This is a genomic window from Pseudomonas iridis, from assembly GCF_017980685.1.
Classification (GTDB): domain Bacteria; phylum Pseudomonadota; class Gammaproteobacteria; order Pseudomonadales; family Pseudomonadaceae; genus Aquipseudomonas; species Aquipseudomonas iridis.
The window spans coordinates 126,690-150,861 of sequence record NZ_JACXXO010000003.1; the positions used below are offsets into that span (position 1 = coordinate 126,690).

The window sequence follows — 24,172 nt, forward strand, 5'->3', positions numbered from 1 at the left end:
AATGTCAACGAAATCGTTAGCAGGCTAGGTAATTAGCTGACAAATGGGCTGGGGTTTTGCGTTGCGCAATCGGACGTCATCGCTGGCAAGCCAGCTCCCACAGGGTCCTTGCCGGGCACAACATTCAGGTGCGCCAGAGAGACTTGTGGGAGCTGGCTTGCCAGCGATTGAAGCGACTCGGTTCAGGTGAAAGCGCGACCTAGAAATCGCGCTTGTAGAAAATGTCCAGAGAACTGGCCACGCCACTGGCGACTTCGACGTAAACCTTCTTGCTCAGCTTGTACCGCAGCGCAATGGTGCTGGCCGGTTCAAACACGCCAACGCCATAACGCAAACTGAGCTTCTCGGAGATGTTGCCGCTGGCCACCACGCTGGTGGCGTCGCCGCTGCCCTGTGTGTCGAGCTGGAAATCCTGAATACCCAGATCCTTGGCCAGGCCGCTGGTGACCCCGGCACTGCCCATCAAGCCCAGGCCCAACGCCGCTTGCGCGAGCATGTTGTTGTCTTCACCGTTGGTGCTCAACGGACGGCCGAGGACGAGGTAAGACAGCGCCTGTTCCTGGCTCATCGCCGGCTCGGAGAAGATCTGCGTGGTCGGTTGTTCCGCGCTGCCGCTCAGGCGAATACCGGCGATCACGTCGTCTGTCTGGCGAATCGCTTCGATATCCAGATACGGCTGATCGATGGGACCGGCGAACAGCAGACGCGCACGGCGCACCGTCAGGCGCTGACCGTAGGCGCGGTAACGCCCGTCGTTGAGCCAGAGTTCGCCGCGAGTGTCCATGTTGTCACCGATGTGAACCTGACCTTGCAGATTGGCGGTCAGGCCAAAACCGGCGAAGCTCAACTTGTCTTGCCCGACCACCACGTCGATGTCCATTTTCATGGCTATGGGTGGTTTGCCCTGTTCGGTCTGTGCGCCGACGATGATCGTGTCATCGGAGACCTTCACAGTCGATGGCGGCAATTCACGTACGGTGATTTCGCCTTTGGGCACCAGCACTTTGCCGGCAATTTTCAGCTCATCGCCGGCCATGGAAATCTTCAGGTCCGGCGCCACTTCGAGTTTGGCGTAGGGTTCGACGCTGACCGGCAATTGCGTGCCTTTGAGCGCCAGATCCACCACCAGTGCCTGGCCCCAGGTGATATTGCCGTTCAGGCTGCCCTGCCCGCTCTTGCCGCTTTTCCAGCCGCCGTCCAGACGCACCGACTCACCGGCAATCATCGCTTTGACTTGCAGATCCTGCAGTTCCATCGGCAACTCGGCGCCGGACACTTCGCCATCGCTGAGTTGCACGGTGCCATTGACCAGGGGTGCGAGCAGACCACCGGAGATCGTGCCGCTGCCGTTGAGGCGCCCGGTGAGTTTCTCGACCATTGGCACAAACGGACGCGCCACAGACAGGTCCAGCCCGGTCAGGCGGAACGAGCCGCTCAGCGGTTTGTTTTTCGGCAGCGGATTGAGTTGCGCCTGCACCATCAGTTCGCCAAGTTTGCCACCGACGAAATTGAGGTCCGTGTCGATGCGTTTCGGGGTCAACTTACTGGTGAGTTTCAGCGTCTGGTACGGAAAGTCGAGCCACTGATCCTTTTCACGCATACGCAAGGTGCCGCCGCTGGCGTCGATGCTGATCACGCCATTGGGGCCGCTGGCCGGCAGGTCCAGTTGCAGATCGGCATTGAGCTTGCCCTGCCAGGCGAAGTCTTTGGGCAACCACTGCGCGAGGCTTTCAATCGGGAATTGCTTGAGGTGGTATCGCAGTTTCGGCTCGGGCATCAGCCGTTGATCTTCACCGCAGAAGCTGGCGCTGCCGGACACCCAGCAGTGGGCGCCGAAATTGATTTTGCCGTCCGCCAGGCGCTCGAGCCTGGCCGGGTTTTGCAGTTTCCAATCCTGGCCACCGGCCTGAATATCGCCGCTGGCAAGGCGCCCGCGCCAGTTGCCGTTGTCCAGATTGCCGTCCAGGCCAAGCGCCAGTTTCAGTTTCGGCCCAAGCAGGTCGAGATTGAGTTTCTGGCTCTTGATGTCGCCTTGGGCGCTGGCGGTCAGGGTGCCCAAATTCGTGTCGCCGGCCTGAATGCCGCTGCCTTTGAGATCGATCTTCGCTCGCTGTGCGCTGTCGACGGTGGCGTCGAGGTTGAGGCTTTGCAGGCGATTATCCTGAAAGGCCAGCTGCGAACCTTGCAGACCGAGCTTGCCTTGCGGTGCTTTCAATGTGCCGGCGACGTTGACCTGACCGTTGATCTGCCCGCGCAGCTCTGGCCAGAGTTGGGCCAGACGCGGCAACTTGATGTCGATCTGCCCGGTGAGTTTCTGTTGCAGACTGCCCTTGCCGCTGATGCTATTGTCGCCGAGGCGGATTTGCAGGGCATTCAGATTCCATAGTTCGCCAGCGCCGTCGGCCTTGGCCTGGAGGATCGCCGGTTGGCCGCGCAGTTTGCCTTTGAGGTCGAGATCGGCCGTCAGGCTCAAGCGCTCGTTCTTCATTTCGCCTTGGCTTTTCAACGGCCCCGCCAGGGTGCCCGGCAGTTCTGCAACCCAATACGCCGGGTTGAGCGCCGACAGATCCAGCGCCGCGTCCCAGGCAATGCCGTCAGCAAACTGCACGTTCACGTGTCCTTCGGCTTTGCCCTGCCCGGCCTCCATTTTCAGTTGCGGCAACGCGATCTGTTCAAGGCTGCCGCTAAACGGACTGCTCAGGCTGAATGCGCCCGCCGGGCCATCCAGCGCGGCGGCGAAGTTACCGATGTATTGACCGTCGGTGTAAGACACTTCGCCGTTGAAGGTACGCAAAGCGACCTGTGGCTCGTCGATTTCGTTGTAGAGCCGATGCCACGGGAAGTCCTGCCAATTGATGTTGGCTTGAGCGGTCAGCCCCTTGCTCCAGTCAACACTGCCGGTGAGTTTGAGGCTTTGCTTGTCGTTGGCGCTCAGGTCGAGGCCGGCGATTTGCGCGCCGCTGGCGTCGACCTTGCCTTTGAGCAATAGCGCGACCGGGCCTTTATCGGCGGGCAGCGTGGCGTTGCCGTTTAGCTGGTAACCGTTTTTCAGGTCGCCTTCACCGGTCAGCACCAGTTGATTGAGTTGCAGGGTATCCGGCAGATCAGCGCTCGGTTTGAACGCCTCGGACGTGATACGCACCTTGGCCGGCAGGTTTTCCGCCAGCGGTTGCAGTTCGCCGCTCAACTGGCCATCAAGGTAGCCACGACTGTCGGCGTGCAGGTTCAGGGTCTTCAACAGATCGCCGTCGATTTTCAACGCCAGCGTCCAGGGATCGGTGCCCGGTGACGGCAGGGTCAGATCCCCTGCAATGTTCAGCGGCCAGTTACCGGTGGGCTGGAGCAACCCGGACAGGTTCAGGCTCAACTCATCGCGTTGCAATTTCACGCTGTCGATCTGCAAGCCTTTAGCGGTCCAGTGGGCCGCCAGTTGCAGGCCTTTGAGTTGCTCGCTGCCGTTGAACAGCAAACTGCCGACCTGCACATCGCCCAGTTCGAGACCCAGCGGCAATTGCAGATCAGGCAGTTTGATCGGGCCGCTTTCGGTGGTTTCTTCACTCGGCGGAAACTGCAAAACAACCCGATCAGCCTTGAGTTGATCGATGCACAACGTCATGCGCGTCAGGCACAGCGGCGACCAGGCGAAGATGGCCTGGTCCAGTTCGACCCGGCTGCTGTCTTGCTGCCAGACAAGATGATCGGCGCTCCATTGCCCGCCGAGGCGACCCTGGAAATTCTCCGTGCTCAAGCCCGGCACCAGACCCAGCGCCCAGCGGCTGCCGGTGTTGGTTCCGAGTACGACGGCCACACTCAATACGATCAAGAACACCAACGCCAACAGCGTCAGTGCGGTAATTTTCAAACCACGCTTCACAGCTCAGGCCCCATGGAAAAGTGCAGCCGGATGCCGCCATCGTCGTCCAGCGCATGGGCCAGGTCGAGGCGGATCGGCCCCACCGGCGAGACCCAGCGCACACCGATGCCGACCCCGGTCTTGAGGTTCGGCAGTTCGAGTTTGTTGAAGGAGTTGCCCTGATCGACGAAGGTCGCGACTCGCCATTTCTCGGCGACGGAGTATTGATATTCAACACTGCCGGCAATCATGTAGCGGCCACCGATGCGGTCGCCATCGGAGTTTTCCGGGGACAGGCTCTGGTAGTCGTAACCGCGCACGCTCTGATCGCCACCGGCAAAGAAGCGCAGCGACGGCGGGACCGATTTGTAACCGTTGGTGGCGCTGCCGCCGACCTGCACACGACCGAGCAGACGGTGTTTGTCGAACACCGTGGTCAAGCCCTTGACCAGCGCAGTGCCATATAAAAGGTTGGTGTCGGAGCCGACGCCTTCCTTCGCGACTTTGCTTTCAAAGGTCAGGCGATAACCGTTGTGCGGGTCGATGCGGTTGTCACTTTTGAGGTACGAGTAACTGATGCCGGGCATCAGCAAGGTACTCAAGCCCGAGTCGTCGCCAAGCTCGTATTCCTCGCGCTGCCATTTCAGCGAGATCACCCGTTGCCAGCCGCTGGGCAACTTGCTGTGCCATTCCGGGCCGAAGGTCAGCAGTTTGCTGAGCGTGTCGGAACCTTCGATGTCTTCGAATTGATAACCGCCAGCCCAACGCAATTTGTCGGTCAGCGGCGGGTCGAGCGGGATGTCGTAGAACAGCCCGACGTTCTGCCGCGGCGCCGAGAGCTCGGCTTCCCAGCCATAGCTGTCGCCCTGCGGATTGACCCAGTGGCGCGTCCAGTTGGCTTTGATCCGTGGGCCGACGTCGGTCGAATAGCCGAGACCCAGGCCCATGGTGCGCGGCTTGCGCGTGTCGAGTTTGACGTCCACCGGGATCACGTCATTTTTTGCAGCAGTCGGTGCGGCGTCGACGCGCACGCCTTCGAAATAGCCACTCGATTGCAGATCGCGGTTGAGTTCGGCGATCAGTTCGGAGTCGTAAGGCTCGCCCGGTTTGAATGGCACCATGCGTTGCAGCAGATCTTCGTCGAACGGCGTATCGCCTTCGAAACTGACTGTGCCCAGCGCATAACGCGGGCCGCTTTCATAAATCAGTTCGACATCGGCGACGCCTGCGCGCGGGTCGACCAAGAGTTTTTGACTGGTGAAATGGCCACTGAAATAACCGAAGCGCGAGGCCTGATTCTGGATCAGTCGCTTGGCGTCTTCGTAGCGACCATGGTTGAGCACCGCGCCAGGCTTGAGCACGTCGGCTTTCGGTACGCGAAAGGATTTAAAGGAGGCAGCCGGGCCGTCGACACGGATGGTGACGTTGCGCAGGCGAATCGGCTCGCCGGGATCGATGTTCAGCACCAGGCGCGGCTTGTCACCGCCCTTCACGTCGCTGTCGATCTGCGGCTGGTAGTAGCCCAACGCCTGGGCCGCCTTGCGCGCCTGCTCTTCGGCACCACGACTGAAGCGCAGCAAGGCTTCTTCGTCGCGGTCACCGAGGCTGCCGATATAGCCTTCTATATTGGCCTTGAGTTCATCGTTGGACGGTTTGATCCGCACATCCAATTCACTTTGCGCCAGCGCCGCGCAGCTGGATAACAGCATGAGCACGCCACTGGTAAATCTTCCTGGAAACTTCATGGCGCGAATGCTATCACGGGCTTGGGAGCGTAATAGAAGAGGAAATTTCCCAAGAAGTTCGATTGCTAAGCTGTTGCTGTTTGTAACACCTGAGGGTTGGCGTGGAAAAATACATGCTCACGCACCGGGCCGACGGCAACTTCGCCGATCTCCTCGTAACCCTGTCGTTTGTAAAATTCCAGATAGCGCGGATTGCCGGTGTCGAGCACCACACCTTGCGACGTTTCGTCCACCGCGCACCAGTTGTGTACGGCCGTCAGCAGTTGCTCACCGAAGTGTTTGCCCTGGAACTGCGGGTGAATACCGAGCAGCGGCAACATGTGTACCGAATCACTCGGCACGCACGCGGCGACGGCATCGTGATATTCCAGATAGCGCCGGGTGCAGCGAAAACCGGTGCTGAGCACCATGCGCAGGCGCCATGCCCAACTTTCGGTGATGCCCAAGCGGCGCTGCGGCGGCGCGATCAGAGCGATGCCGATCAGGCGGTCGTTGACCAGCAGGCCAATGGCGGGCAAGTCCTGAAGAAAGTGCTGCTTGACCAGTTCACGGACCGTCGCCCGCACCCGCTGTTCGTATCCGGGGCGTTCGGCTTCGAACAGGTAACCGAAAGTCGGCTCGTGGCGATAGGCCTGATAGAGCAGGGATCTGGCTTCGCGGGAATAACCGCGGTCGAGCATATGAATGTCGGCAATGGCGGTCTGGGTTTCAGGCATGTCAGTGATTCTCCCCTGGCACCGCTTGAATGGCGGGGCTCTTGTTGGTACGAACCTTTTGGTGATGCTGCGGTTCCCCACAGGTATAGACCAACTGGGGATCTTCATCGACTGAACGGACGCCATCGCTGGCAAGCCAGCTCCCACAGGTTTCTCGGGTGTTCACAAAATTTGTGTTCGCTGGAGATCCCTGTGGGAGCTGGCTTGCCAGCGATGGCGCCATTGCAGACAGCACAAACCCCACAGACCAAACCGAATCTGCCTACCCCAACACTGGCCCCCATCCCACATGTCAGCTAGCATCGCCCTTTTGCCAGGACTGCCGACCATGAAGATTGTTTCCTTCAACATCAACGGACTGCGCGCCCGTCCGCATCAGCTGGCAGCGCTGATCGAAAAACACCAGCCGGACGTGATCGGCCTGCAGGAAACCAAGGTCCACGACGACCAGTTTCCGCTGGAAGAAGTACGTGCCCTTGGCTACCACGTGTATTTCCACGGCCAGAAAGGCCATTACGGCGTGGCAATGCTCTCGCGTCAGGAGCCGATTGCCATCCACAAAGGTTTCGCGACTGACGAAGAAGACGCCCAGCGCCGCTTCATCTGGGGCACTTTCGCTGACGCCAATGGCGTGCCGGTGACGATCATGAACGGCTATTTCCCACAGGGTGAGAGCCGCGACCATCCAACCAAATTCCCCGCCAAGCAGCGTTTTTACAGCGATCTGCAAACCCTGCTGGAAACCCGGTTCAGCAACGAACAGCCAGTGGTGGTGATGGGCGATGTGAACATTTCCCCGGAAGACTGCGACATCGGCATCGGCCCGGACAACATGAAGCGCTGGCTGAAAACCGGCAAATGCAGCTTCCTGCCGGAAGAGCGCGAGTGGATGGCCCGCCTGAAAAACTGGGGCCTGACCGACAGCTACCGCCACCTGAACCCGGACGTGACTGACATGTTCAGCTGGTTCGACTACCGCAGCCGTGGTTTTGAAGATGAACCGAAACGCGGGTTGCGCATCGACGTGATCCTGGCATCCCACGGTTTGCTGCCTCGGGTAAAAGCGGCGGGTGTCGACTATGAATTGCGCGGCATGGAAAAGCCTTCGGACCATGCGCCAATCTGGCTTGAACTGAGCTGATCCTCAAATCACCTGAAATCCCCCTGTGGGAGCGAGCCTGCTCGCTCCCACATTGAATCGCTGTCATGTTTTGGTCATACGCCTGACTTAATCTCCCCGGCAATCCCCTTGGCTTCAATTGGTGCCGGCATGACCCTGCGTGTTTTACTGGTTTTTCTGTTGGGCGCATGGCTGAAGGTCTCCGCCGCAGCCCTGCCCATCGCGCAAAACGGCCCGGCACTGCGCATCCAGGGATCCAACACCATTGGCGCCGAACTCGGCCCGGCACTGGTTGAAGGATTGCTGCGAGAGCAAGGTCTGCTGAAGATTCACCGCGAAACCGCGGACACCGCCAATGAACTGCGGATCGTTGGCCAGACCGCGCAAGGTCAACGCGTTGTCGTGGAAGTTGCGGCCCACGGCTCGAGTACCGGATTCGTCGCATTGAAAAACGCCAGCGCCGATCTGGCCGCGTCTTCCCGCGAGATCAAGGATGGTGAGTTACAGACACTGCAATCACTCGGCGATCTGAAAAGCCCAGGCGCCGAGCAAGTCATTGCCATCGATGGCCTGGCGATCATCCTCCACCCCGATAATCCATTGCAGCAACTGGATACCGAACAACTGGCGCGGATCTTCAGTGGCGAGCTAAAAACCTGGGAAGACCTCGGCGGGCGTGGTGGCGTCATTCATTTATATGCGCGGGATGATCAGTCCGGGACGTACGACACGTTTAAGGAATTGGTCTTGAGTCGTCGTGGGAAAAGTCTGAGTAACGCGGCGAAACGGTTTGAATCCAGCGAGCAGTTATCCGACGCCGTCAGCAGCGATCCACAGGGTATCGGCTTCATCGGTTTGCCGTACGTGCGCCAGGCCAAAGCGGTGGCGATAGCCGATGGCCCGTCGCAATCGATGCTGCCACTCAACAGCTTGATCGCCACCGAAGACTATCCGCTGTCGCGACGATTGTTCTTCTATCTGCCGCCCGACAGTCAAAACCCGTGGGCCAAGGCATTGGTGGCGTTTGCGCAAAGTCGTCAGGGCCAGGGCATTGTTGCGGCCAACGGTTTCATCAGTCAGACCGTGCATGCGATGACCGTCGCACCGAATGCGCTGATGCCGGAGGGGTATCAATCCCTCAGCCGTCACGCCCAACGTCTGACAGTCAATTTCCGTTTCGAGGAAGGCAGTGCCAGCCTCGACAACAAGGCTCGGCAGGATCTGGCTCGGGTGTTCGACTATATAACGCGCCACGACAAAACCGATCGCGCGGTAACACTGGTGGGGTTTGGCGACATCAAGGACGACCCGGCGCGGGCGGACTTGTTGTCCAAATTGCGGGCGATGGCCGTACGGCGTGAGCTGGTGAAAAACGGCGTGGTGCTGCGCGAGGTACGCGGATTTGGCGCGCAGATGCCGGTGGCAGCCAATAGCGCGGATGAAGGCCGGATCAAGAATCGGCGGGTTGAAGTTTGGATCTACTGAACCTGATGTGATTGGGTGAACCTGCTGATGCCATCGCTGGCAAGCCAGCTCCCACAGGTTTCTCGGGTGTTCACAAAATTTGTGCTCATTGGAGGTCCCTGTGGGAGCTGGCTTGCCAGCGATGAACGATGACACGGTGTCGAATCAGCGCTCGCTACGCAGCATTTCCTTCGGCACATACTTGCCGATTTCGAACTTGCCAATCGCCGCGCGGTGCACTTCGTCGGGGCCGTCAGCCAGGCGCAGGGTGCGTTGCATGGCGTACATGTAGGCCAGCGGGAAATCGTTAGACACCCCTGCCCCGCCATGCATCTGGATCGCCCGATCAATCACGCGAAGTGCCACGTTCGGCGCGACAACCTTGATCTGCGCGATCTCGCTCTTCGCCACTTTGTTACCGACAGTGTCCATCATGTAGGCCGCTTTCAACGTCAGCAGGCGCGCCATGTCGATTTCCATCCGCGAATCGGCGATCTTGTCGACGTTACCGCCCAGACGCGCCAGGGGTTTGCCGAATGCCGTGCGGCTCACCGAGCGTTTGCACATCAATTCCAAGGCACGTTCGGCCATGCCGACCGATCGCATGCAGTGGTGAATTCGGCCCGGGCCAAGGCGACCCTGAGCGATTTCGAAGCCGCGTCCTTCACCCAGCAGGACGTTTTCGTACGGCACGCGTACGTTGTCGAACAGCACTTCAGCGTGACCATGCGGCGCGTCGTCATAACCGAATACCGGCAGCGGACGGACGATTTTCACGCCGGGGGTGTCAACCGGCACGAGGATCATCGAGTGCTGCGCGTGGCGCGGCGCATCAGGATTGCTCAGGCCCATGAAGATGAGGATTTTGCAGCGTGGATCGCAGGCGCCGGAGGTCCACCACTTCTTGCCATTGATCACCCACTCGTCGCCATCACGCACGGCGCGGGCGGCCATGTTGGTGGCGTCGGACGAAGCGACATCCGGTTCGGTCATGGCAAACGCCGAGCGGATCTCGCCGCGCAGCAGCGGTTCGAGCCAGCGCTGTTTCTGTTCTTCGTTGGCGTAACGCACCAGCACTTCCATGTTGCCGGTGTCCGGAGCCGAGCAGTTGAACGGCTCTGGCCCGAGCAAGGAGCGCCCCATGATTTCTGCCAGGGGTGCGTATTCGAGGTTGGTCAGACCGGCGCCGAGTTCCGATTCCGGCAGAAACAGATTCCACAACCCCTGTGCCTTGGCCTTGGCCTTGAGCTCCTCCATGATCGCCGTCGGCTGCCAGCGATCGCCTTCGGCAACCTGGCGTTCGAACACGGCTTCGGCCGGGTAAACGTAAGTGTCCATGAACGCGGTCACGCGCTCACGCAGTTCTTGCACCTTGGGCGAATAAGCGAAATCCATGAGCAATTACCTTCTTGGGCAGAGGTTGTTTAAGTCATGCAATCGATGCTAGAACAGCGTTGATAATTTACCTAGCCTATTCTCGGCGTGTATTAACATTCATCACCGATATATGATCGGCTGATTGTCAGCCCCTAAAACACTTGCCCTTAAAACAAGAGAAGCCGCGTTATGAATCTGAGCAAGGTCGACCTCAACCTTTTCATCGTCTTCGACGCGATCTACACCGAAGCCAACCTGACCCGTGCCGGGCAGATTGTCGGCATCACGCAGCCGGCGGTGTCCAACGCGCTGGCGCGGTTGCGCGAAACGTTTAACGACCCGCTCTTCGTACGCACGGCTCAGGGCATGGTGCCGACGCCGATGGCACAGAACATCATCGGCCCGGTGCGCAACGCGCTGTCGCTATTGCGCGTATCGGTTCAGGAAAGTCGCATTTTCAACCCGGCGCAAGCGGTCAAGACCTACCGCATCAGCATGACCGACCTCACCGAGGCAGTGATTTTGCCGCCGCTGTTCCAGCGTTTGCGCCGTTTGGCGCCAGCGGTAATCATTGAGAGTTTCCTGTCCAAACGTCGCGAGACCACCAAGGAACTGGCGGCCGGACGTCTGGATTTTGCCGTGGATGCGCCGCTCAACACCGACCCGCAGGTGCGTCATGTCAAGCTGATGGAAGACCGCTACGTTTGCGCGATGCGCAAGGGCCATCCGATGGCGGGCAAGGAAAAATTCTCCCTCGATGACTATCTGTCGCTGACGCACATCCATATTTCCAGCCGTCGCAGCGGCCTCGGCTATGTGGACCTGGCACTTGGAAAAATGGGCATTCAGCGCAAGATCGCATTGCGCTCGCAGCATTATTTGATGGCGTCCCAGGTGATGCAGCAGACCGACATGGTCATGACCGTGCCGGAGCGTTTCGCCCGTCGCCATGAACTGCATGCGTTTAATCTGCCGGTCAACGATGTGCCGCCGGTGGAGACGCATCTGTATTGGCATGAGAGCACCGATCAGGACCCGGCGAATCGCTGGATGCGCGAGCAGATGATCGAGTTGTGCCAGCAGGTGACGGCGCATGAGAAGAAGCTTGATAAGGTGTAAGAAATTACACCGCGTTATCGTTCTTCGCGAGCAGGCTCGCTCCCACAGGGGATTGCTCTCTGACTGAATTAATGCGGTCGAATGTGGGAGCGAGCCTGCTCGCGAAGGGGCCATCAAATACACCAAAAATCATCCCGCTTGACGTAAACGTCAACCTACCATTAGCTTAGCGCCAAGACCTTTTATCGAGCGCTTTCATGAGCAGCCAGACCTATAGCATTTCCGACCTTGCCCGCGAGCTGGACATCACCACCCGGGCAATTCGCTTTTATGAAGAGCAAGGCCTGCTCAGCCCTGAGCGTCGCGGCCAGGAACGCATCTATTCGCCCCGCGACAAGGTCAGCCTGAAGCTGATCCTGCGCGGCAAGCGCATCGGTTTCTCGCTGGCCGAATGCCGCGAACTGATCGAACTCTACGACCCGTCCAGCGGTAACACCAAACAACTCAACAGCATGCTGGCGAAAATCAGCGAGCGCCGGGAACAGCTGGAGCAGCAATTGCTCGACATCGAGCAGATGAAGCTGGAACTCGATACCGCCGAGGAACGCTGCGTGCAGGCGCTGGAGCAGACGCTCAAGAGCCAGCAAGCCATCTAAAGGTCAACTTTTCCCCCTGTGGAAGCGGGCTTGCCCGCGATCATGCCGGAGCATCCAGCATTAATGCTGACTGACCCGACGTCATCGCGGGCAAGCCCGCTCCCACAGGACTCTCCACGAATCAAAATTCAAGCAGGTCAACGCCATGTCCCTCCCCTCCCAAGTACGCCTGATCGAAGTCGGCCCGCGCGATGGCCTGCAGAACGAAGCCCAACCCATCAGCGTGGCTGACAAGGTGCAACTGGTCGACGCCTTGAGCGCCGCAGGTCTTGGCTATATAGAAGTCGGCAGTTTCGTCTCACCGAAATGGGTGCCGCAGATGGCCGGGTCCGCCGAGGTGTTCGCGCAGATCCAACGTAAGCCCGGCGTGACCTACGGTGCACTGGCACCGAACCTGCGTGGTTTCGAAGATGCTGTCGCGGCCGGGGTCAAGGAGGTCGCGGTGTTCGCCGCTGCATCCGAAGCGTTCTCGCAGCGCAACATCAACTGCTCAATCAGTGAAAGCCTGGCGCGGTTTGCGCCGATCATGGACGCGGCGAAACAGCATGGCGTTACCGTACGCGGTTACGTTTCCTGCGTGCTCGGCTGTCCTTACGAGGGCACCGTCGCGCCGGAGCAAGTGGCCATGGTTGCGCGCGAGTTGTACGCGATGGGCTGTTATGAAGTGTCGCTCGGCGACACCATCGGCACCGGCACCGCAGGCGCGACTCGTCGCCTGTTTGAAGTGGTTTCGGCGCAGGTGCCAAGAGAAAAACTCGCCGGGCACTTTCACGACACCTATGGCCAGGCCATGGCCAACATCTACGCCAGTCTGCTCGAAGGCATCGCGGTGTTCGACAGCTCTATCGCCGGCCTCGGCGGTTGCCCGTACGCCAAAGGTGCGAGCGGTAACGTCGCCACCGAAGACGTTGTTTACCTGCTCAACGGGCTGGGAATCGACACCGGAATCGACCTGGACGCCTTGATTGCCGCGGGTCAGCAAATCAGCGCGGTGCTCGGTCGCCCGAGCGGCTCGCGCGTGGCCAAGGCCCGTAACGCACAGTGAGGCCGAGGGTGTTACCGCTGCGTCCGCAAAGTGGGCACGAGCGAGTAACACGGAAACAAATTGTCTGGCTTTGACCGGGCGATAAAACCCGAAAAAATATCAAGTCATTGATTTATAAGGAATTTTTAAAGTTGGCACGCGTCCTGCTATCTCTATGGCATAACAAGAATAAAAAGCGGCAAACCAATAAAAATAAGACGTAACGACTCTGACATAACAAAAACAACACGGCAGAGACGCAGCTAACAGATTTTTTTGGAGAAGGTGTGTTTTTCAGGGTGCTCTCAGGAGTGACCCGCAACCGGGCAGAGAATAATAAAACTACCTTCAGGTAGCTCCCGAATCGGTTGGATCGTTTAACGAGAAAGCAGATCAGCGCTCAAAAAAATACGTTTGCTCTTGATCCCGGATGGGGGTCGCCAAAAACAGCGGTAAAGGGCCACGGTTGCCAAAAACAACAATAGACCGACCCTCAATAATAAAAAAAGAGCACGCGACGACAAAATTAAAGGGGAGCCTCGGCTCCCCTTTGTGCTTTCTGTGATTCCCGAATACCCCCCAATCCCTGTGGGAGCTGGCTTGCCAGCGATTGCGGTAGATCATTCAACGTTGATGCTGGCTGACCTGACGCCATCGCTGGCAAGCCAGCTCCCACAGTGATTGTGGTTAGGGCTCAATTGTTTTCAGCTCCTCGATACTGATCTCGCGCATCCTGAATTTCTGAATCTTGCCCGTCACCGTCATCGGAAACTCTTCGACAAACTTGAAATGCCGTGGTGTCTTGAAGTGCGCGATGCGCTCCTTGCACCAGGTTTGCAGCTCCAGTTCTGAAGCGCTGTGGCCGGGATGGAATTTGATCCAGGCGACAATTTCCTCACCGTAACGCGAGCACGGAATGCCGATCACCTGCACGTCCGCCACGGCCGGATGGGTGAAGAAGAACTCCTCCAGCTCACGCGGATAAACATTCTCGCCACCGCGAATGATCATGTCCTTGTTACGTCCGGCGATGTTCACGTAGCCATCGTCATCCATGCTCGCCAGATCGCCGGTGTGCATCCAGCCGGCCTCATCGATGGCCTCGGCGGTGGCCTGCGGATTGCTCCAGTAGCCGAGCATGACACTGTAACCACGGGTACAGAGTTCGCCGATGGTGCCGCGCGGCACCAGGTTGCCGGCCTCGTCGATGATCTTGCTTTCAAGTTGCGGTTGGGTGCGGCCGACAGTGGTCACGCGCAATTCCAGTTCATCGTTCGGTCCGGTCTGTAGCGAAACGGGGCTGGTTTCGGTCATGCCATAGGCGATCTGCACTTCGCTCATGTGCATCTCGCTGATGACCCGGCGCATGACTTCGATCGGGCAAGTGGCGCCGGCCATGATGCCGGTGCGCAGGCTCGACAGATCGAATTCGCCGCGTTGTGGCTGGTCGAGCATGGCGATGAACATGGTCGGCACGCCGTAAAGCCCGGTGGCTTTTTCTTCGGCGACGGTTTGCAGGGTCAGCAACGGATCGAAGGCATCGTTGGGATAAATCATCGTGCTGCCGTGGGTAATGCAACCGAGGTTGCCCATGACCATGCCGAAGCAGTGGTACAGCGGCACCGGGATCACCAGTCGATCAAGCGGCGTCAGGCCAATACTTTCGCCGACCATGTAACCGTTATTGAGAATGTTGTAGTGACTGAGGGTCGCGCCCTTGGGGAAACCGGTGGTGCCGGAGGTGTACTGGATGTTCACCGGTTGATCGAAGTGCAGGCTGTCGCTGCGTTCATGCAGTTGTTGCGGGGCGATGCTGGCGGCCATATCGGCCAGTTGCGACCACGGCAGGAAACCCGACGGCGGTTGTGCGTCGAGGCTGATCACGCCACGCAGCTCCGGCAGACGCTCGCTGCGCAATTGGCCGATGGATTGCTCCGCCAGTTCCGGCACCAGTCCCTGCAACATGCCGTGATAACTGGAGGTCTTGAATGCTCCGGCACAGACCAGCCAGTTGCAGCCCGACTGCTTGAGGACATATTCGAGTTCGGAGGTGCGGTAGGCCGGGTTGATGTTGACCAGGATCACCCCGATCTTCGCGGTGGCGAATTGGGTGATGCACCACTGCGCGCAATTCGGGGCCCAGATGCCGAGTCGATCGCCCGCCTGCAATCCCAACGCCAGCAAAGCCCTGGCATGCAGATCCACTGCGTCAGCGAGCTGTTGCCAGGAGTAGCGCAGCTGCTGATGGCGCACCACCAACGCCTCGCCGTCCGGGTATCGCGCGACGGTCTGATCGAACATCTGCCCGATGGTCATCGCCAGCAAGGCTTTGTCCTGGGAACCTCGGGTGTAACTGCGCTGCGGATTTGCACTGGGTTGATCCATGACGACCCCTATTGTCTTTATTAGCGGGTTTGCCGGATTAGTCCCTCTGGGACAGTCCGTTTTCTATCTTGAACTGTCTCTACTCTCGCCTAAGTTGACGTTAACGTAAAGTGTGATTGACAGTCACTCATCGCAGGCTTACGTTAACGTCAAGGTGAGAGCTGAACCGCCGCCCTCCCCACCCTACAAAAAAGCCAAAAGGTGACCCATGAGCTACCCATCCCTGAACTTCGCCCTCGGTGAAACCATCGACATGCTGCGCGATCAGGTTCAGTCCTTCGTCGCTAAAGAGATCGCCCCACGCGCGGCGCAAATCGACAGCGACAACCTGTTCCCTGCCGACATGTGGGGCAAATTCGGTGACATGGGCCTGCTCGGTATCACCGTGCCGGAAGAGTACGGCGGCGCAGGCCTGGGGTATCTGGCGCACGTGGTGGCGATGGAAGAGATAAGCCGCGGCTCGGCCTCGGTGGCGTTGTCCTACGGCGCGCACTCCAATCTCTGCGTCAACCAGATCAACCGTAACGGCAACCACGAACAGAAAACCAAGTACCTGCCGAAGCTGATCAGCGGCGAGCACGTCGGCGCGCTGGCGATGAGCGAGCCGAACGCCGGTTCTGACGTGGTTTCAATGAAACTGCGCGCCGACAAACGTGGCGACCGCTACGTCCTCAACGGCAGCAAAACCTGGATCACCAACGGCCCCGACGCCAACACCTACGTGATCTACGCCAAGACCGATCTGGAAAAAGGCGCCCACGGCATCACTGCATTCATCGTCGAGCGCGACTGGAAAGGCTTCAGCCGCAGCAACAAGTTCGACAAGCTCGGCATGCGCGGTTCCAACACCTGCGAGCTGTTCTTCGATGACGTCGAAGTGCCGCAAGAGAACATCCTCGGCGTGCTCAACGGCGGCGTGAAAGTGCTGATGAGCGGCCTCGATTACGAACGCGTCGTGCTGTCGGGCGGCCCGACCGGGATCATGCAGTCGTGCATGGATCTGATCGTCCCGTACATCCATGACCGCAAGCAGTTCGGCCAGAGCATCGGCGAATTCCAGCTGATCCAGGGCAAAGTCGCCGACATGTACACCCAACTCAACGCCAGCCGCGCCTACCTTTACGCGGTGGCTCAGGCCTGCGAGCGCGGTGAAACGACACGCAAGGACGCTGCCGGCGTAATCCTTTACACCGCCGAACGTGCCACGCAGATCGCCCTCGACGCGATCCAGATTCTCGGCGGTAACGGTTACATCAACGAATTCCCCGCCGGTCGTCTGCTGCGTGACGCCAAGCTGTACGAAATCGGCGCCGGCACCAGTGAGATTCGTCGCATGCTGATCGGTCGCGAACTGTTCAACGAAACGAAATGAATTTCGTCAGCGGCAAGCTGCGAGCGTCAAGCGGCAAGAGACATGCGCTCTCGCCTCAACTTGCAGCTCGTAGCTTGAAACTTGAAGCTGCTACGGAGTAGCACATGATTCTGCACACTCAGCTCAATCCTCGTTCAGCGGAATTCGCCGCCAACAGCGCCGCGATGCTCAAACAGGTCGACGCCCTGCACACCCTGCTCGCACAGGTCGCGCAGGGTGGCGGCGCGAAAGCACAGGAACGCCACACCTCGCGAGGCAAACTGCTGCCGCGTGAACGCATCAACCGCCTGCTCGATCCGGGCTCGCCGTTTCTGGAAATGAGCCAGTTGGCCGCCCACGGTGTCTATGGCGAAGACGTTCCGGCCGCAGGCGTGATCGCCGGTATCGGCCGGGTTGAAGGCGTCGAATGCATGATCGTCGCCAACGATGCGACGGTGAAAGGTGGTTCGTATTATCCATTGACCGTAAAAAAACACCTGCGCGCGCAGACCATCGCCCAGCAAAACCGTTTGCCGTGCATTTATCTGGTGGATTCGGGTGGTGCCAATCTGCCGCGTCAGGACGAAGTGTTCCCGGATCGCGAACACTTCGGGCGGATCTTCTTTAATCAAGCCAACATGAGCGCGATGGGCATTCCACAGATCGCCGTGGTCATGGGCTCGTGCACCGCCGGTGGCGCTTACGTGCCGGCGATGGCCGACGAAGCGATCATGGTGCGCAACCAGGCAACGATTTTCCTCGCCGGCCCGCCGCTGGTGAAAGCCGCGACCGGGGAAGTGGTCAGCGCCGAGGACCTGGGCGGGGCCGATGTGCACTGCAAGATTTCCGGGGTGGCCGACCATTACGCCGAAAGCGACGAGCGCGCCCTGGCCCTCGCCCGCCGCAGCGTCGCCAATCTCAACTGGCGCAAGCTCGGCGAAGTGCAGCAGCGCACACCGATCGCTCCGCTGTACAGCAGCGACGAGTTGTACGGTGTGGTCTCGGCCGACGCCAAGCAGCCGTTCGATGTCCGTGAAGTGATTGCGCGGCTGGTCGATGGCTCGGTGTTCGATGAATTCAAAGCACTGTTCGGCACTACGCTGGTCTGCGGTTTCGCCCATCTGCACGGCTACCCGATCGCCATCCTCGCCAACAACGGCATCCTCTTCGCCGAAGCCGCGCAGAAAGGCGCGCACTTCATCGAACTGGCCTGCCAGCGCGGCATTCCACTGCTGTTTCTGCAAAACATCACCGGCTTCATGGTTGGCCAGAAATACGAAGCCGGCGGCATCGCCAAGCACGGTGCAAAACTGGTGACCGCTGTGGCGTGCGCCAAGGTGCCGAAATTTACCGTGATCATCGGTGGCAGCTTTGGCGCCGGTAACTATGGCATGTGCGGTCGCGCCTACGATCCGCGTTTCCTGTGGATGTGGCCGAACGCGCGCATTGGCGTGATGGGCGCCGAACAAGCGGCTGGCGTGCTGGTACAGGTCAAACGCGAACAGGCTGAACGCAGCGGCCAGGCGTTCAGCGCCGAGCAGGAAGCCGAGATCAAGCAGCCGATTCTCGACCAGTACGAAGAACAGGGTCACCCCTACTATTCAAGCGCACGATTGTGGGACGACGGCGTCATCGACCCGGCGCAGACCCGCGATGTGTTGGCCCTGGCCTTGTCCGCGTCGTTGAACGCGCCTATCGAACCGAGCCGCTTCGGCGTGTTCCGGATGTGATGCTTTTTGTGGGCGCGAGCCTGCTCGCGAAACGGTCTGTCAGGAATCAGAGAAGTCGATTGATAAACCGCTTTCGCGAGCAGGCTCGCTCCCACAAGAACCGTGGAGACGGATGAATATGAGCGATTTCAACACCCTCGAACTGCACAGCGACCCACGGGGTTTTGCGACTGTGTGGCTCAACCGTGCGGAGAAGAACAACGCCTTCAACGCCGAAATGATCCGCGAACTGATCCTCGCCCTCGACAAGGTGGCCAGCGACGCCAGCATGCGTTTCCTGTTGGTGCGCGGGCGCGGCAAGCATTTCAGCGCCGGCGCCGATCTGGCGTGGATGCAGCAATCGGCCGAACTCGATTATCACACCAACCTCGACGATGCTCGGGAACTGGCGGAGTTGATGTACAACCTGGCCAAACTGAAGATTCCAACCTTGGCCGTGGTGCAAGGCGCAGCATTCGGCGGCGCGTTGGGTCTGATCAGTTGCTGCGACATGGCGATTGGTGCCGATGATGCGCAATTCTGCCTGTCGGAAGTGCGCATCGGTCTGGCGCCAGCGGTGATCAGCCCGTTCGTGGTGCAGGCCATCGGCGAGCGCGCAGCACGCCGCTATGCCCTGACCGCCGAGCGTTTTGGTGGCCAGCGTGCGCGGGAAATCGGCTTGTTGTCCGAGAGCTATCCGAACGCAGAGCTTGAGCAACAGGTCGAGCAATGGATCGATAATCTGCTGCTCAACAGCCCTGCTGCCATGCGCGCCAGCAAGGATTTGCTGCGTGAAGTCGGCAACGGTGCGCTGACTCCAGCCCTGCGCCGCTACACCGAAAACGCCATCGCCCGCATCCGCGTCAGCCCTGAAGGTCAGGAAGGCTTGCGCGCCTTTTTGCAAAAACGTCCGCCGAACTGGCAAGCCGCAACCACCACCAAGGAGCCGCGTTGATGAGCGCACCTGTTCTCACCACCCTGCTGGTGGCCAACCGAGGCGAAATTGCTTGCCGGGTCATGCGCACTGCCAAGGCCCTGGGCCTGGCCACAGTCGCGGTACACAGCGCTACCGACCGTGATGCGCGACACAGCCGTGAAGCAGATATCCGCGTTGATCTGGGCGGCAGCAAAGCGGCCGACAGTTATCTGCAAATCGACAAACTGATCGCAGCGGCCAAGGCCAGCGGCGCCCAGGCGATTCATCCGGGTTATGGTTTTCTTTCCGAGAACGCCGGATTCGCTCGCGCCATCGAAGCCGCGGGTCTGATCTTCCTCGGCCCGCCCGCCTCGGCCATCGACGCCATGGGCAGCAAATCCGCCGCCAAAGCGCTGATGGAAACGGCTGGCGTACCGCTGGTGCCGGGTTATCACGGCGAAGCGCAAGACCTCGACACCTTCCGCGACGCCTGTGAACGCATCGGTTATCCGGTGCTGCTCAAAGCCACTGCCGGTGGTGGCGGCAAAGGCATGAAAGTCGTCGAGGACGTCAGCCAACTGGCCGAAGCCCTCGCCTCCGCTCAACGTGAGGCACAATCATCGTTCGGCGACTCGCGAATGCTGGTGGAGAAATACCTGCTCAAGCCACGCCATGTGGAAATTCAGGTGTTTGCCGACCAGCACGGCAACTGCCTTTATCTCAATGAGCGTGATTGCTCGATTCAGCGCCGCCATCAGAAAGTTGTCGAAGAGGCGCCGGCACCGGGGCTGACCGCGCAGCTGCGCCGCGAGATGGGTGAAGCGGCTGTGCGTTCGGCGCAGGCGATCGGCTACGTTGGCGCGGGCACCGTGGAATTCCTGCTCGATGCTCGCGGCGAATTCTTCTTTATGGAGATGAACACAAGACTGCAGGTTGAGCATCCCGTGACCGAGGCCATTACCGGCCTGGATCTGGTTGCGTGGCAGATCCGCGTTGCGCGTGGTGAAGCGTTGCCGATCACTCAGGAGCAAGTGCCGCTCAATGGCCATGCCATTGAAGTTCGGTTATATGCCGAAGATCCGTCGAATGACTTCCTGCCCGCCGCCGGACGTCTGGCCCTGTATCGCGAATCAGCCGACGGCCCAGGACGGCGGGTAGATAGCGGCGTCGCAGAAGGTGACGAGATTTCGCCGTTCTACGACCCAATGCTCGGCAAGCTGATTGCCTGGGGCGAAGATCGGGAGCAGGCGCGTCTGAGGCTGTTGAGCATGCTCGATGAGTTTGCGATTGGCGGCTTGAAAACCAATATCAATTTTCTCCGGCGGATCATCGCTCACCCCGCGTTCGCGGCGGCAGAACTGGATACCGGTTTTATTCCGCGTTATCAGGAGCAACTGTTGCCGGCTCCGGGCGAGCTGAGTGATGCGTTCTGGAATGTGGCGGCGCAGGCGTTTGCGCAGAGCCTGCCGAGCATTGCGCGGGCTGATGACCCGAGTTCGCCATGGGCTCGCAATAGCGGTTTGCGCGCGGGTCTGCCGCCGGAAATCACCCTGCACTTGAGTTGCGAGGGCCAGGATCGCGCGTTGACGTTGGGTGCAGGTAGCACCGCCAGACTGTTGGGTGAAGCACTGATTGTCGAGCACGACGGGGTGCGTCGTGACTTGCGCGCTATCCGTCAGGGCGATTCACTGTATCTGCAATGGGAAGGTGAGTTGCGGCGTATCGAGTCGTACGACCCGATCAGCGCTGTCGAAGCCAGCCACAGTCATCAAGGCGGACTGACTGCGCCAATGAACGGCAGCATCGTGCGGGTTCTGGTTGAAGCGGGTCAATCGGTTGAGGCCGGGGCGCAACTGGTGGTGCTGGAAGCCATGAAAATGGAACACAGCATCCGCGCACCACACGCCGGCGTGATCAAGGCGCTGTATTGCCAGGAAGGCGAAATGGTTGGCGAAGGCAGCGCTTTGGTTGAGCTGGAAGCTGTGTGAAATGAAGATCGATCCTACGCCTGGCGAGGATCGATCTGACTAAAAACGCGCCGTTGCCTGAACCACTACGCCGATAATTCGACACTCATCGGTAAACAGGGCTTTCGGCCAGGTCGGATTGAGCGGCACCAGATAGCGCTGGCCGCCCTCTTCGTCGAGTTTTCGAAAAATCGCTTCGTCGCTTCCCGGCCACTGCGCGATCACCAGCTTGCCGGGCACCGCCTCCACCTCTGGATCCACCAGAATCAGCATGCCTTCAGCAATGCTTATGCCACTGGGCGCGGTCATCGAATCCCCCGTCACCGTCAGCCAGAACGCAGCACCTCGGGCGTGGTAATCCGTCAATTCGAAGCGTTGTTTATCGGGCGCGGGCGCATAGGCTGGCTGTCCGCTTTCGCGCACCTCGCATGGCGCTCGCCAGTCACTGACGGGGTAACGGAAGTACGGGTTGTACTTCTGCGCCAGCGGCATCTCATCCTCCGGCGTCTCCTGCTGCTCGCGGATCAGTACCACCACTTCCAGATATTCCATGCCCAGCGCATGCAGCACGCGATTCATTTCAGTGACGCCCGGTTCCCTACGTTTGTTCAGCCAATGACCGATCCCTCCCTGGGACATACCGACGCGCTCTCCGAGCACTGTTTGAGTGATTTTGAGTTCACTCATCTTGGCCTTGACCAACTCAATCCATTTATCCATGTGCAGCACCTTACGCGGAGGCCTTCCGCACAACAAAACACAAATTGTAGTATTTAATTTTTAGTCAAAACTACACTTCGTACTATTCTGAAAGCACGGATTTTCAATCGAACAAGGAGTGGCCGTCATCATGAATATCAGCAGCAAAGACTTGCCCGATCTGCAAATGGACACCACGTTCACCTCGCCACAAGGCAATGCCGCGGCACAGCGAGCACTGGACTATTACTTGAAACCGGCTGTGTCAGAGCCCGAAGTCGATGAGCGCTTCTTCGATGTGAGGCGCCATCTCAGCGGCGAGGAAGCGCTGGTGCACGCCTCGGATCTACTGCGTTGCGCGGCAGCCACCGCGTTCAAGGCAGCAGAAAACCTGCAGGGCGCGAGCCGCGACCTGGCATTTTCGGTGGTGCATATGGTGGATATGGCGCGGGCAATGGTCGACCACTCGCTTGATGGCGAGGAAACCTGAAGGCGCGAGAAGAAAGAATTTTCCAATCGTCCAGATGAAAACATTTGACTTGCAAATGATAATGATTATTATTGCATACAGCTGGTCGCGAGATCAGTCGATGGACCAGAGACCTTAGGTCGGTCTTCTGGACTATCTCCTCATCAGGCTAATCACGGTTTTTGACCCGGCTTATTGCCGGGTCTTTTTTTTGCCCATTTTTGGGCTTATAGCTTCAGGCTAATGAAGTCTTTAGATGCTGCAAATTCGATGGCGCGGATAATATCAAAAGAATATCGATTGGCAAGACAAGCCCGGCTGCATTGGGGAAAACTAACAACAGATAGCACTTGAGAATCAATCGCATACACTCTAAGCTGCATCCGCGTCATGGAGGACGCCCCCGCCTCCACACCACAATTACACTCGGTTTCACGTCCATCTTGTGTGTAAAGTAACGGCCATAAAAATCATATTCAGGAACCGATTATGACCGTGGCCAAATCTTCGTTCGACATCAGCGCCAATTTCGACAGCGGCAATATCCAAGTCATCGATATCAGTAATCCGCTCAACCCGGTTCTGGCCATCCGCCCGGACACCCGCAGCGCGCATTTCCAGTGGTTTCACTTCAAGGCCAGCGGCTTGCATGTCGGCCAGGAGCACTGGTTTCGCCTGAACAACGCCAGTCAATCGACTTACAGCAAAGGCTGGCCAGGCTATCAGGCAGTGGCCTCCTACGATCACGTCAACTGGTTCCGTGTGCCGACGATCTTCGAAGGCGACTGCCTGCGTTTCTCCCTTGAAGCCACCCAGACCCACGCCTGGTTCGCCTACTTCGAACCTTACAGCCGTGGCCGTCACGACTGGCTGATCGAGCAGGCCCTGACCAAAGCCGGCACCGAACTGCTGGCCACCGGCAAGAGCGTCGAAGGCCGCGACATCCAATTGCTGCGCAAAGGCACAGGTGCCGAAGGCCAGCGCAAAGTCTGGATCATCGCCCAGCAACACCCGGGTGAACACATGGCCGAATGGTTCATGGAAGGCGTGATCGAGCGCCTGGAAAGACACGATGATCCGGTCATGAACAAATTGCTCGCCAGCGCCGATCTTTACCTGGTGCCGAACATGAACCCGGACGGCGCGTTCCATGGTCACCTGCGCACCAATGCCATGGGCCAAGACTTGAACCGCGCCTGGCAGAACGCCACTCAGGAAGTCAGCCCTGAAGTGCTTTTCGTGCAGCAGCAAATGGAAAAATACGGTGTCGATCTGTTTCTCGACGTACACGGGGACGAGGAAATCCCCCACGTCTTCACCGCCGGTTGTGAAGGCAATCCGGGCTACACACCTCGGATCGAGAAGCTCGAAGAACATTTCCGCAACCACTTGAAGCACACCACCAAAGACTTCCAGACCAAGTACGGCTACACCCGCGACGAACCGGGCCAGGCCAACATGACCCTGGCGTGCAACAGCGTCGGTCAGAAGTACGATTGCCTGTCGCTGACGCTGGAAATGCCGTTCAAGGATCACGACGACCATCCAGATCAACACACCGGCTGGTCGGGCAAACGCTCCAAGCAATTGGGCAAAGACGTGCTGACCACCATTGCCGACATGGTCGGCACCCTGCGTTGACCCCCCGCTCTCGGTAATCCG

The 24,172-nt window shown here is 59.1% G+C and carries 17 protein-coding genes; 11 read left to right on the forward strand and 6 right to left on the reverse strand.

Annotation, left to right across the window (positions count from 1 at the left end; all coding sequences use genetic code 11):
* Nucleotides 1-199: 199 nt before the first annotated feature.
* The 3 genes from IEQ42_RS08165 to IEQ42_RS08175 all read right to left on the reverse strand — a co-directional run bounded on the left by IEQ42_RS08165 (nt 200) and on the right by IEQ42_RS08175 (nt 6,314).
* Nucleotides 200-3,874, reverse strand: coding sequence for a translocation/assembly module TamB domain-containing protein (locus IEQ42_RS08165; protein ID WP_210703157.1), 3,675 nt, complete (start codon nt 3,872-3,874; stop codon nt 200-202).
* Complete coding sequence (locus tag IEQ42_RS08170) at nt 3,871-5,598, reverse strand: autotransporter assembly complex protein TamA (RefSeq protein WP_210703158.1); 1,728 nt, start codon at nt 5,596-5,598, stop codon at nt 3,871-3,873. Before IEQ42_RS08170 ends, IEQ42_RS08165 begins: the two co-directional genes overlap by 4 nt.
* 65 nt (nt 5,599-5,663) lie before the next feature.
* Nucleotides 5,664-6,314 carry a GNAT family N-acetyltransferase gene (locus IEQ42_RS08175; protein WP_007912451.1) on the reverse strand — a complete coding sequence of 217 codons (651 nt, stop codon included), beginning with the start codon at nt 6,312-6,314 and terminating at the stop codon, nt 5,664-5,666.
* A gap of 328 nt (nt 6,315-6,642) precedes the next feature.
* Between IEQ42_RS08175 and xthA the strand changes: the two genes are divergently transcribed.
* Both xthA and IEQ42_RS08185 read left to right on the forward strand, forming a co-directional pair.
* Entirely contained in the window at nt 6,643-7,455 is an 813-nt protein-coding gene (gene xthA / locus IEQ42_RS08180) for an exodeoxyribonuclease III (RefSeq protein ID WP_210703159.1), read from the forward strand.
* Nucleotides 7,456-7,584: 129 nt separating this feature from the next.
* A complete protein-coding gene (locus tag IEQ42_RS08185) occupies nt 7,585-8,919 on the forward strand; it encodes a substrate-binding domain-containing protein (protein ID WP_210703160.1) in 1,335 nt (444 codons plus the stop codon).
* A 144-nt stretch (nt 8,920-9,063) separates the two neighbouring features.
* On the opposite strand, the gene IEQ42_RS08190 is transcribed toward IEQ42_RS08185, so the two are convergent.
* The gene (locus IEQ42_RS08190; RefSeq protein ID WP_115147313.1) at nt 9,064-10,293 is read right to left on the reverse strand and encodes an acyl-CoA dehydrogenase; all 1,230 of its coding nucleotides are present in this window, start codon (nt 10,291-10,293) and stop codon (nt 9,064-9,066) included.
* A 171-nt stretch (nt 10,294-10,464) separates the two neighbouring features.
* Here IEQ42_RS08190 and IEQ42_RS08195 point away from each other — a divergent pair, with 171 nt between their 5' ends.
* The 3 genes from IEQ42_RS08195 to IEQ42_RS08205 all read left to right on the forward strand — a co-directional run bounded on the left by IEQ42_RS08195 (nt 10,465) and on the right by IEQ42_RS08205 (nt 13,035).
* Complete coding sequence (locus IEQ42_RS08195; RefSeq protein ID WP_210703161.1) at nt 10,465-11,394, forward strand: LysR family transcriptional regulator; 930 nt, start codon at nt 10,465-10,467, stop codon at nt 11,392-11,394.
* 197 nt (nt 11,395-11,591) lie between these two features.
* The gene (locus IEQ42_RS08200) at nt 11,592-11,990 is read left to right on the forward strand and encodes a MerR family transcriptional regulator (protein WP_042559912.1); all 399 of its coding nucleotides are present in this window, start codon (nt 11,592-11,594) and stop codon (nt 11,988-11,990) included.
* 145 nt (nt 11,991-12,135) lie between these two features.
* On the forward strand, nt 12,136-13,035 hold the full coding sequence (locus IEQ42_RS08205) for a hydroxymethylglutaryl-CoA lyase (RefSeq protein WP_042559913.1): 900 nt from the start codon (nt 12,136-12,138) through the stop codon (nt 13,033-13,035).
* A gap of 666 nt (nt 13,036-13,701) precedes the next feature.
* Here the strand turns inward: IEQ42_RS08205 and IEQ42_RS08210 are convergent.
* Nucleotides 13,702-15,399, reverse strand: a complete 1,698-nt coding sequence (locus IEQ42_RS08210) for an AMP-binding protein (protein ID WP_210703162.1) — start codon at nt 15,397-15,399, stop codon at nt 13,702-13,704.
* A gap of 208 nt (nt 15,400-15,607) precedes the next feature.
* Between IEQ42_RS08210 and IEQ42_RS08215 the strand changes: the two genes are divergently transcribed.
* From IEQ42_RS08215 to IEQ42_RS08230, 4 genes are all read left to right on the forward strand, one after another.
* Nucleotides 15,608-16,771 carry an isovaleryl-CoA dehydrogenase gene (locus IEQ42_RS08215; protein WP_210703163.1) on the forward strand — a complete coding sequence of 388 codons (1,164 nt, stop codon included), beginning with the start codon at nt 15,608-15,610 and terminating at the stop codon, nt 16,769-16,771.
* Nucleotides 16,772-16,875: 104 nt separating this feature from the next.
* Nucleotides 16,876-18,480, forward strand: a complete 1,605-nt coding sequence (locus IEQ42_RS08220) for a carboxyl transferase domain-containing protein (protein ID WP_210703164.1) — start codon at nt 16,876-16,878, stop codon at nt 18,478-18,480.
* A 118-nt stretch (nt 18,481-18,598) separates the two neighbouring features.
* Complete coding sequence (locus IEQ42_RS08225) at nt 18,599-19,414, forward strand: gamma-carboxygeranoyl-CoA hydratase (RefSeq protein WP_210703165.1); 816 nt, start codon at nt 18,599-18,601, stop codon at nt 19,412-19,414.
* Nucleotides 19,414-21,363: an acetyl/propionyl/methylcrotonyl-CoA carboxylase subunit alpha gene (locus IEQ42_RS08230; protein WP_210703166.1), complete on the forward strand. Its 1,950-nt coding sequence runs from the start codon at nt 19,414-19,416 to the stop codon at nt 21,361-21,363. Before IEQ42_RS08225 ends, IEQ42_RS08230 begins: the two co-directional genes overlap by 1 nt.
* A gap of 39 nt (nt 21,364-21,402) precedes the next feature.
* On the opposite strand, the gene IEQ42_RS08235 is transcribed toward IEQ42_RS08230, so the two are convergent.
* Nucleotides 21,403-22,062 (reverse strand): LexA family protein, encoded by a 660-nt coding sequence (locus IEQ42_RS08235; RefSeq protein ID WP_210703167.1) that lies wholly within the window; start codon nt 22,060-22,062, stop codon nt 21,403-21,405.
* A 130-nt stretch (nt 22,063-22,192) separates the two neighbouring features.
* On the opposite strand from IEQ42_RS08235, the gene IEQ42_RS08240 reads away from it, so the two are divergent.
* Together IEQ42_RS08240 and IEQ42_RS08245 are read left to right on the forward strand one after the other, a co-directional pair.
* On the forward strand, nt 22,193-22,531 hold the full coding sequence (locus IEQ42_RS08240; protein WP_042559920.1) for a DUF6124 family protein: 339 nt from the start codon (nt 22,193-22,195) through the stop codon (nt 22,529-22,531).
* Nucleotides 22,532-22,999: 468 nt separating this feature from the next.
* The gene (locus IEQ42_RS08245; RefSeq protein ID WP_210703168.1) at nt 23,000-24,151 is read left to right on the forward strand and encodes a M14 family metallopeptidase; all 1,152 of its coding nucleotides are present in this window, start codon (nt 23,000-23,002) and stop codon (nt 24,149-24,151) included.
* The last annotated feature ends 21 nt before the right edge of the window (nt 24,152-24,172 follow it).

Bases quoted from the DNA above. Each gene is read 5' to 3' on its own strand.
- IEQ42_RS08215 (WP_210703163.1), top strand. From the start codon at position 15,608: ATGAGCTACCCATCCCTGAACTTCGCCCTCGGTGAAACCATCGACATG.
- IEQ42_RS08220 (WP_210703164.1), top strand. From the start codon at position 16,876: ATGATTCTGCACACTCAGCTCAATCCTCGTTCAGCGGAATTCGCCGCC.
- IEQ42_RS08200 (WP_042559912.1), top strand. From the start codon at position 11,592: ATGAGCAGCCAGACCTATAGCATTTCCGACCTTGCCCGCGAGCTGGAC.
- IEQ42_RS08225 (WP_210703165.1), top strand. From the start codon at position 18,599: ATGAGCGATTTCAACACCCTCGAACTGCACAGCGACCCACGGGGTTTT.
- IEQ42_RS08205 (WP_042559913.1), top strand. From the start codon at position 12,136: ATGTCCCTCCCCTCCCAAGTACGCCTGATCGAAGTCGGCCCGCGCGAT.
- IEQ42_RS08230 (WP_210703166.1), top strand. From the start codon at position 19,414: ATGAGCGCACCTGTTCTCACCACCCTGCTGGTGGCCAACCGAGGCGAA.
- IEQ42_RS08240 (WP_042559920.1), top strand. From the start codon at position 22,193: ATGAATATCAGCAGCAAAGACTTGCCCGATCTGCAAATGGACACCACG.
- IEQ42_RS08190 (WP_115147313.1), bottom strand. From the start codon at position 10,293: ATGGATTTCGCTTATTCGCCCAAGGTGCAAGAACTGCGTGAGCGCGTG.
- IEQ42_RS08195 (WP_210703161.1), top strand. From the start codon at position 10,465: ATGAATCTGAGCAAGGTCGACCTCAACCTTTTCATCGTCTTCGACGCG.
- IEQ42_RS08170 (WP_210703158.1), bottom strand. From the start codon at position 5,598: ATGAAGTTTCCAGGAAGATTTACCAGTGGCGTGCTCATGCTGTTATCC.
- IEQ42_RS08245 (WP_210703168.1), top strand. From the start codon at position 23,000: ATGACCGTGGCCAAATCTTCGTTCGACATCAGCGCCAATTTCGACAGC.
- IEQ42_RS08210 (WP_210703162.1), bottom strand. From the start codon at position 15,399: ATGGATCAACCCAGTGCAAATCCGCAGCGCAGTTACACCCGAGGTTCC.
- IEQ42_RS08175 (WP_007912451.1), bottom strand. From the start codon at position 6,314: ATGCCTGAAACCCAGACCGCCATTGCCGACATTCATATGCTCGACCGC.
- IEQ42_RS08185 (WP_210703160.1), top strand. From the start codon at position 7,585: ATGACCCTGCGTGTTTTACTGGTTTTTCTGTTGGGCGCATGGCTGAAG.
- IEQ42_RS08235 (WP_210703167.1), bottom strand. From the start codon at position 22,062: ATGGATAAATGGATTGAGTTGGTCAAGGCCAAGATGAGTGAACTCAAA.
- xthA (WP_210703159.1), top strand. From the start codon at position 6,643: ATGAAGATTGTTTCCTTCAACATCAACGGACTGCGCGCCCGTCCGCAT.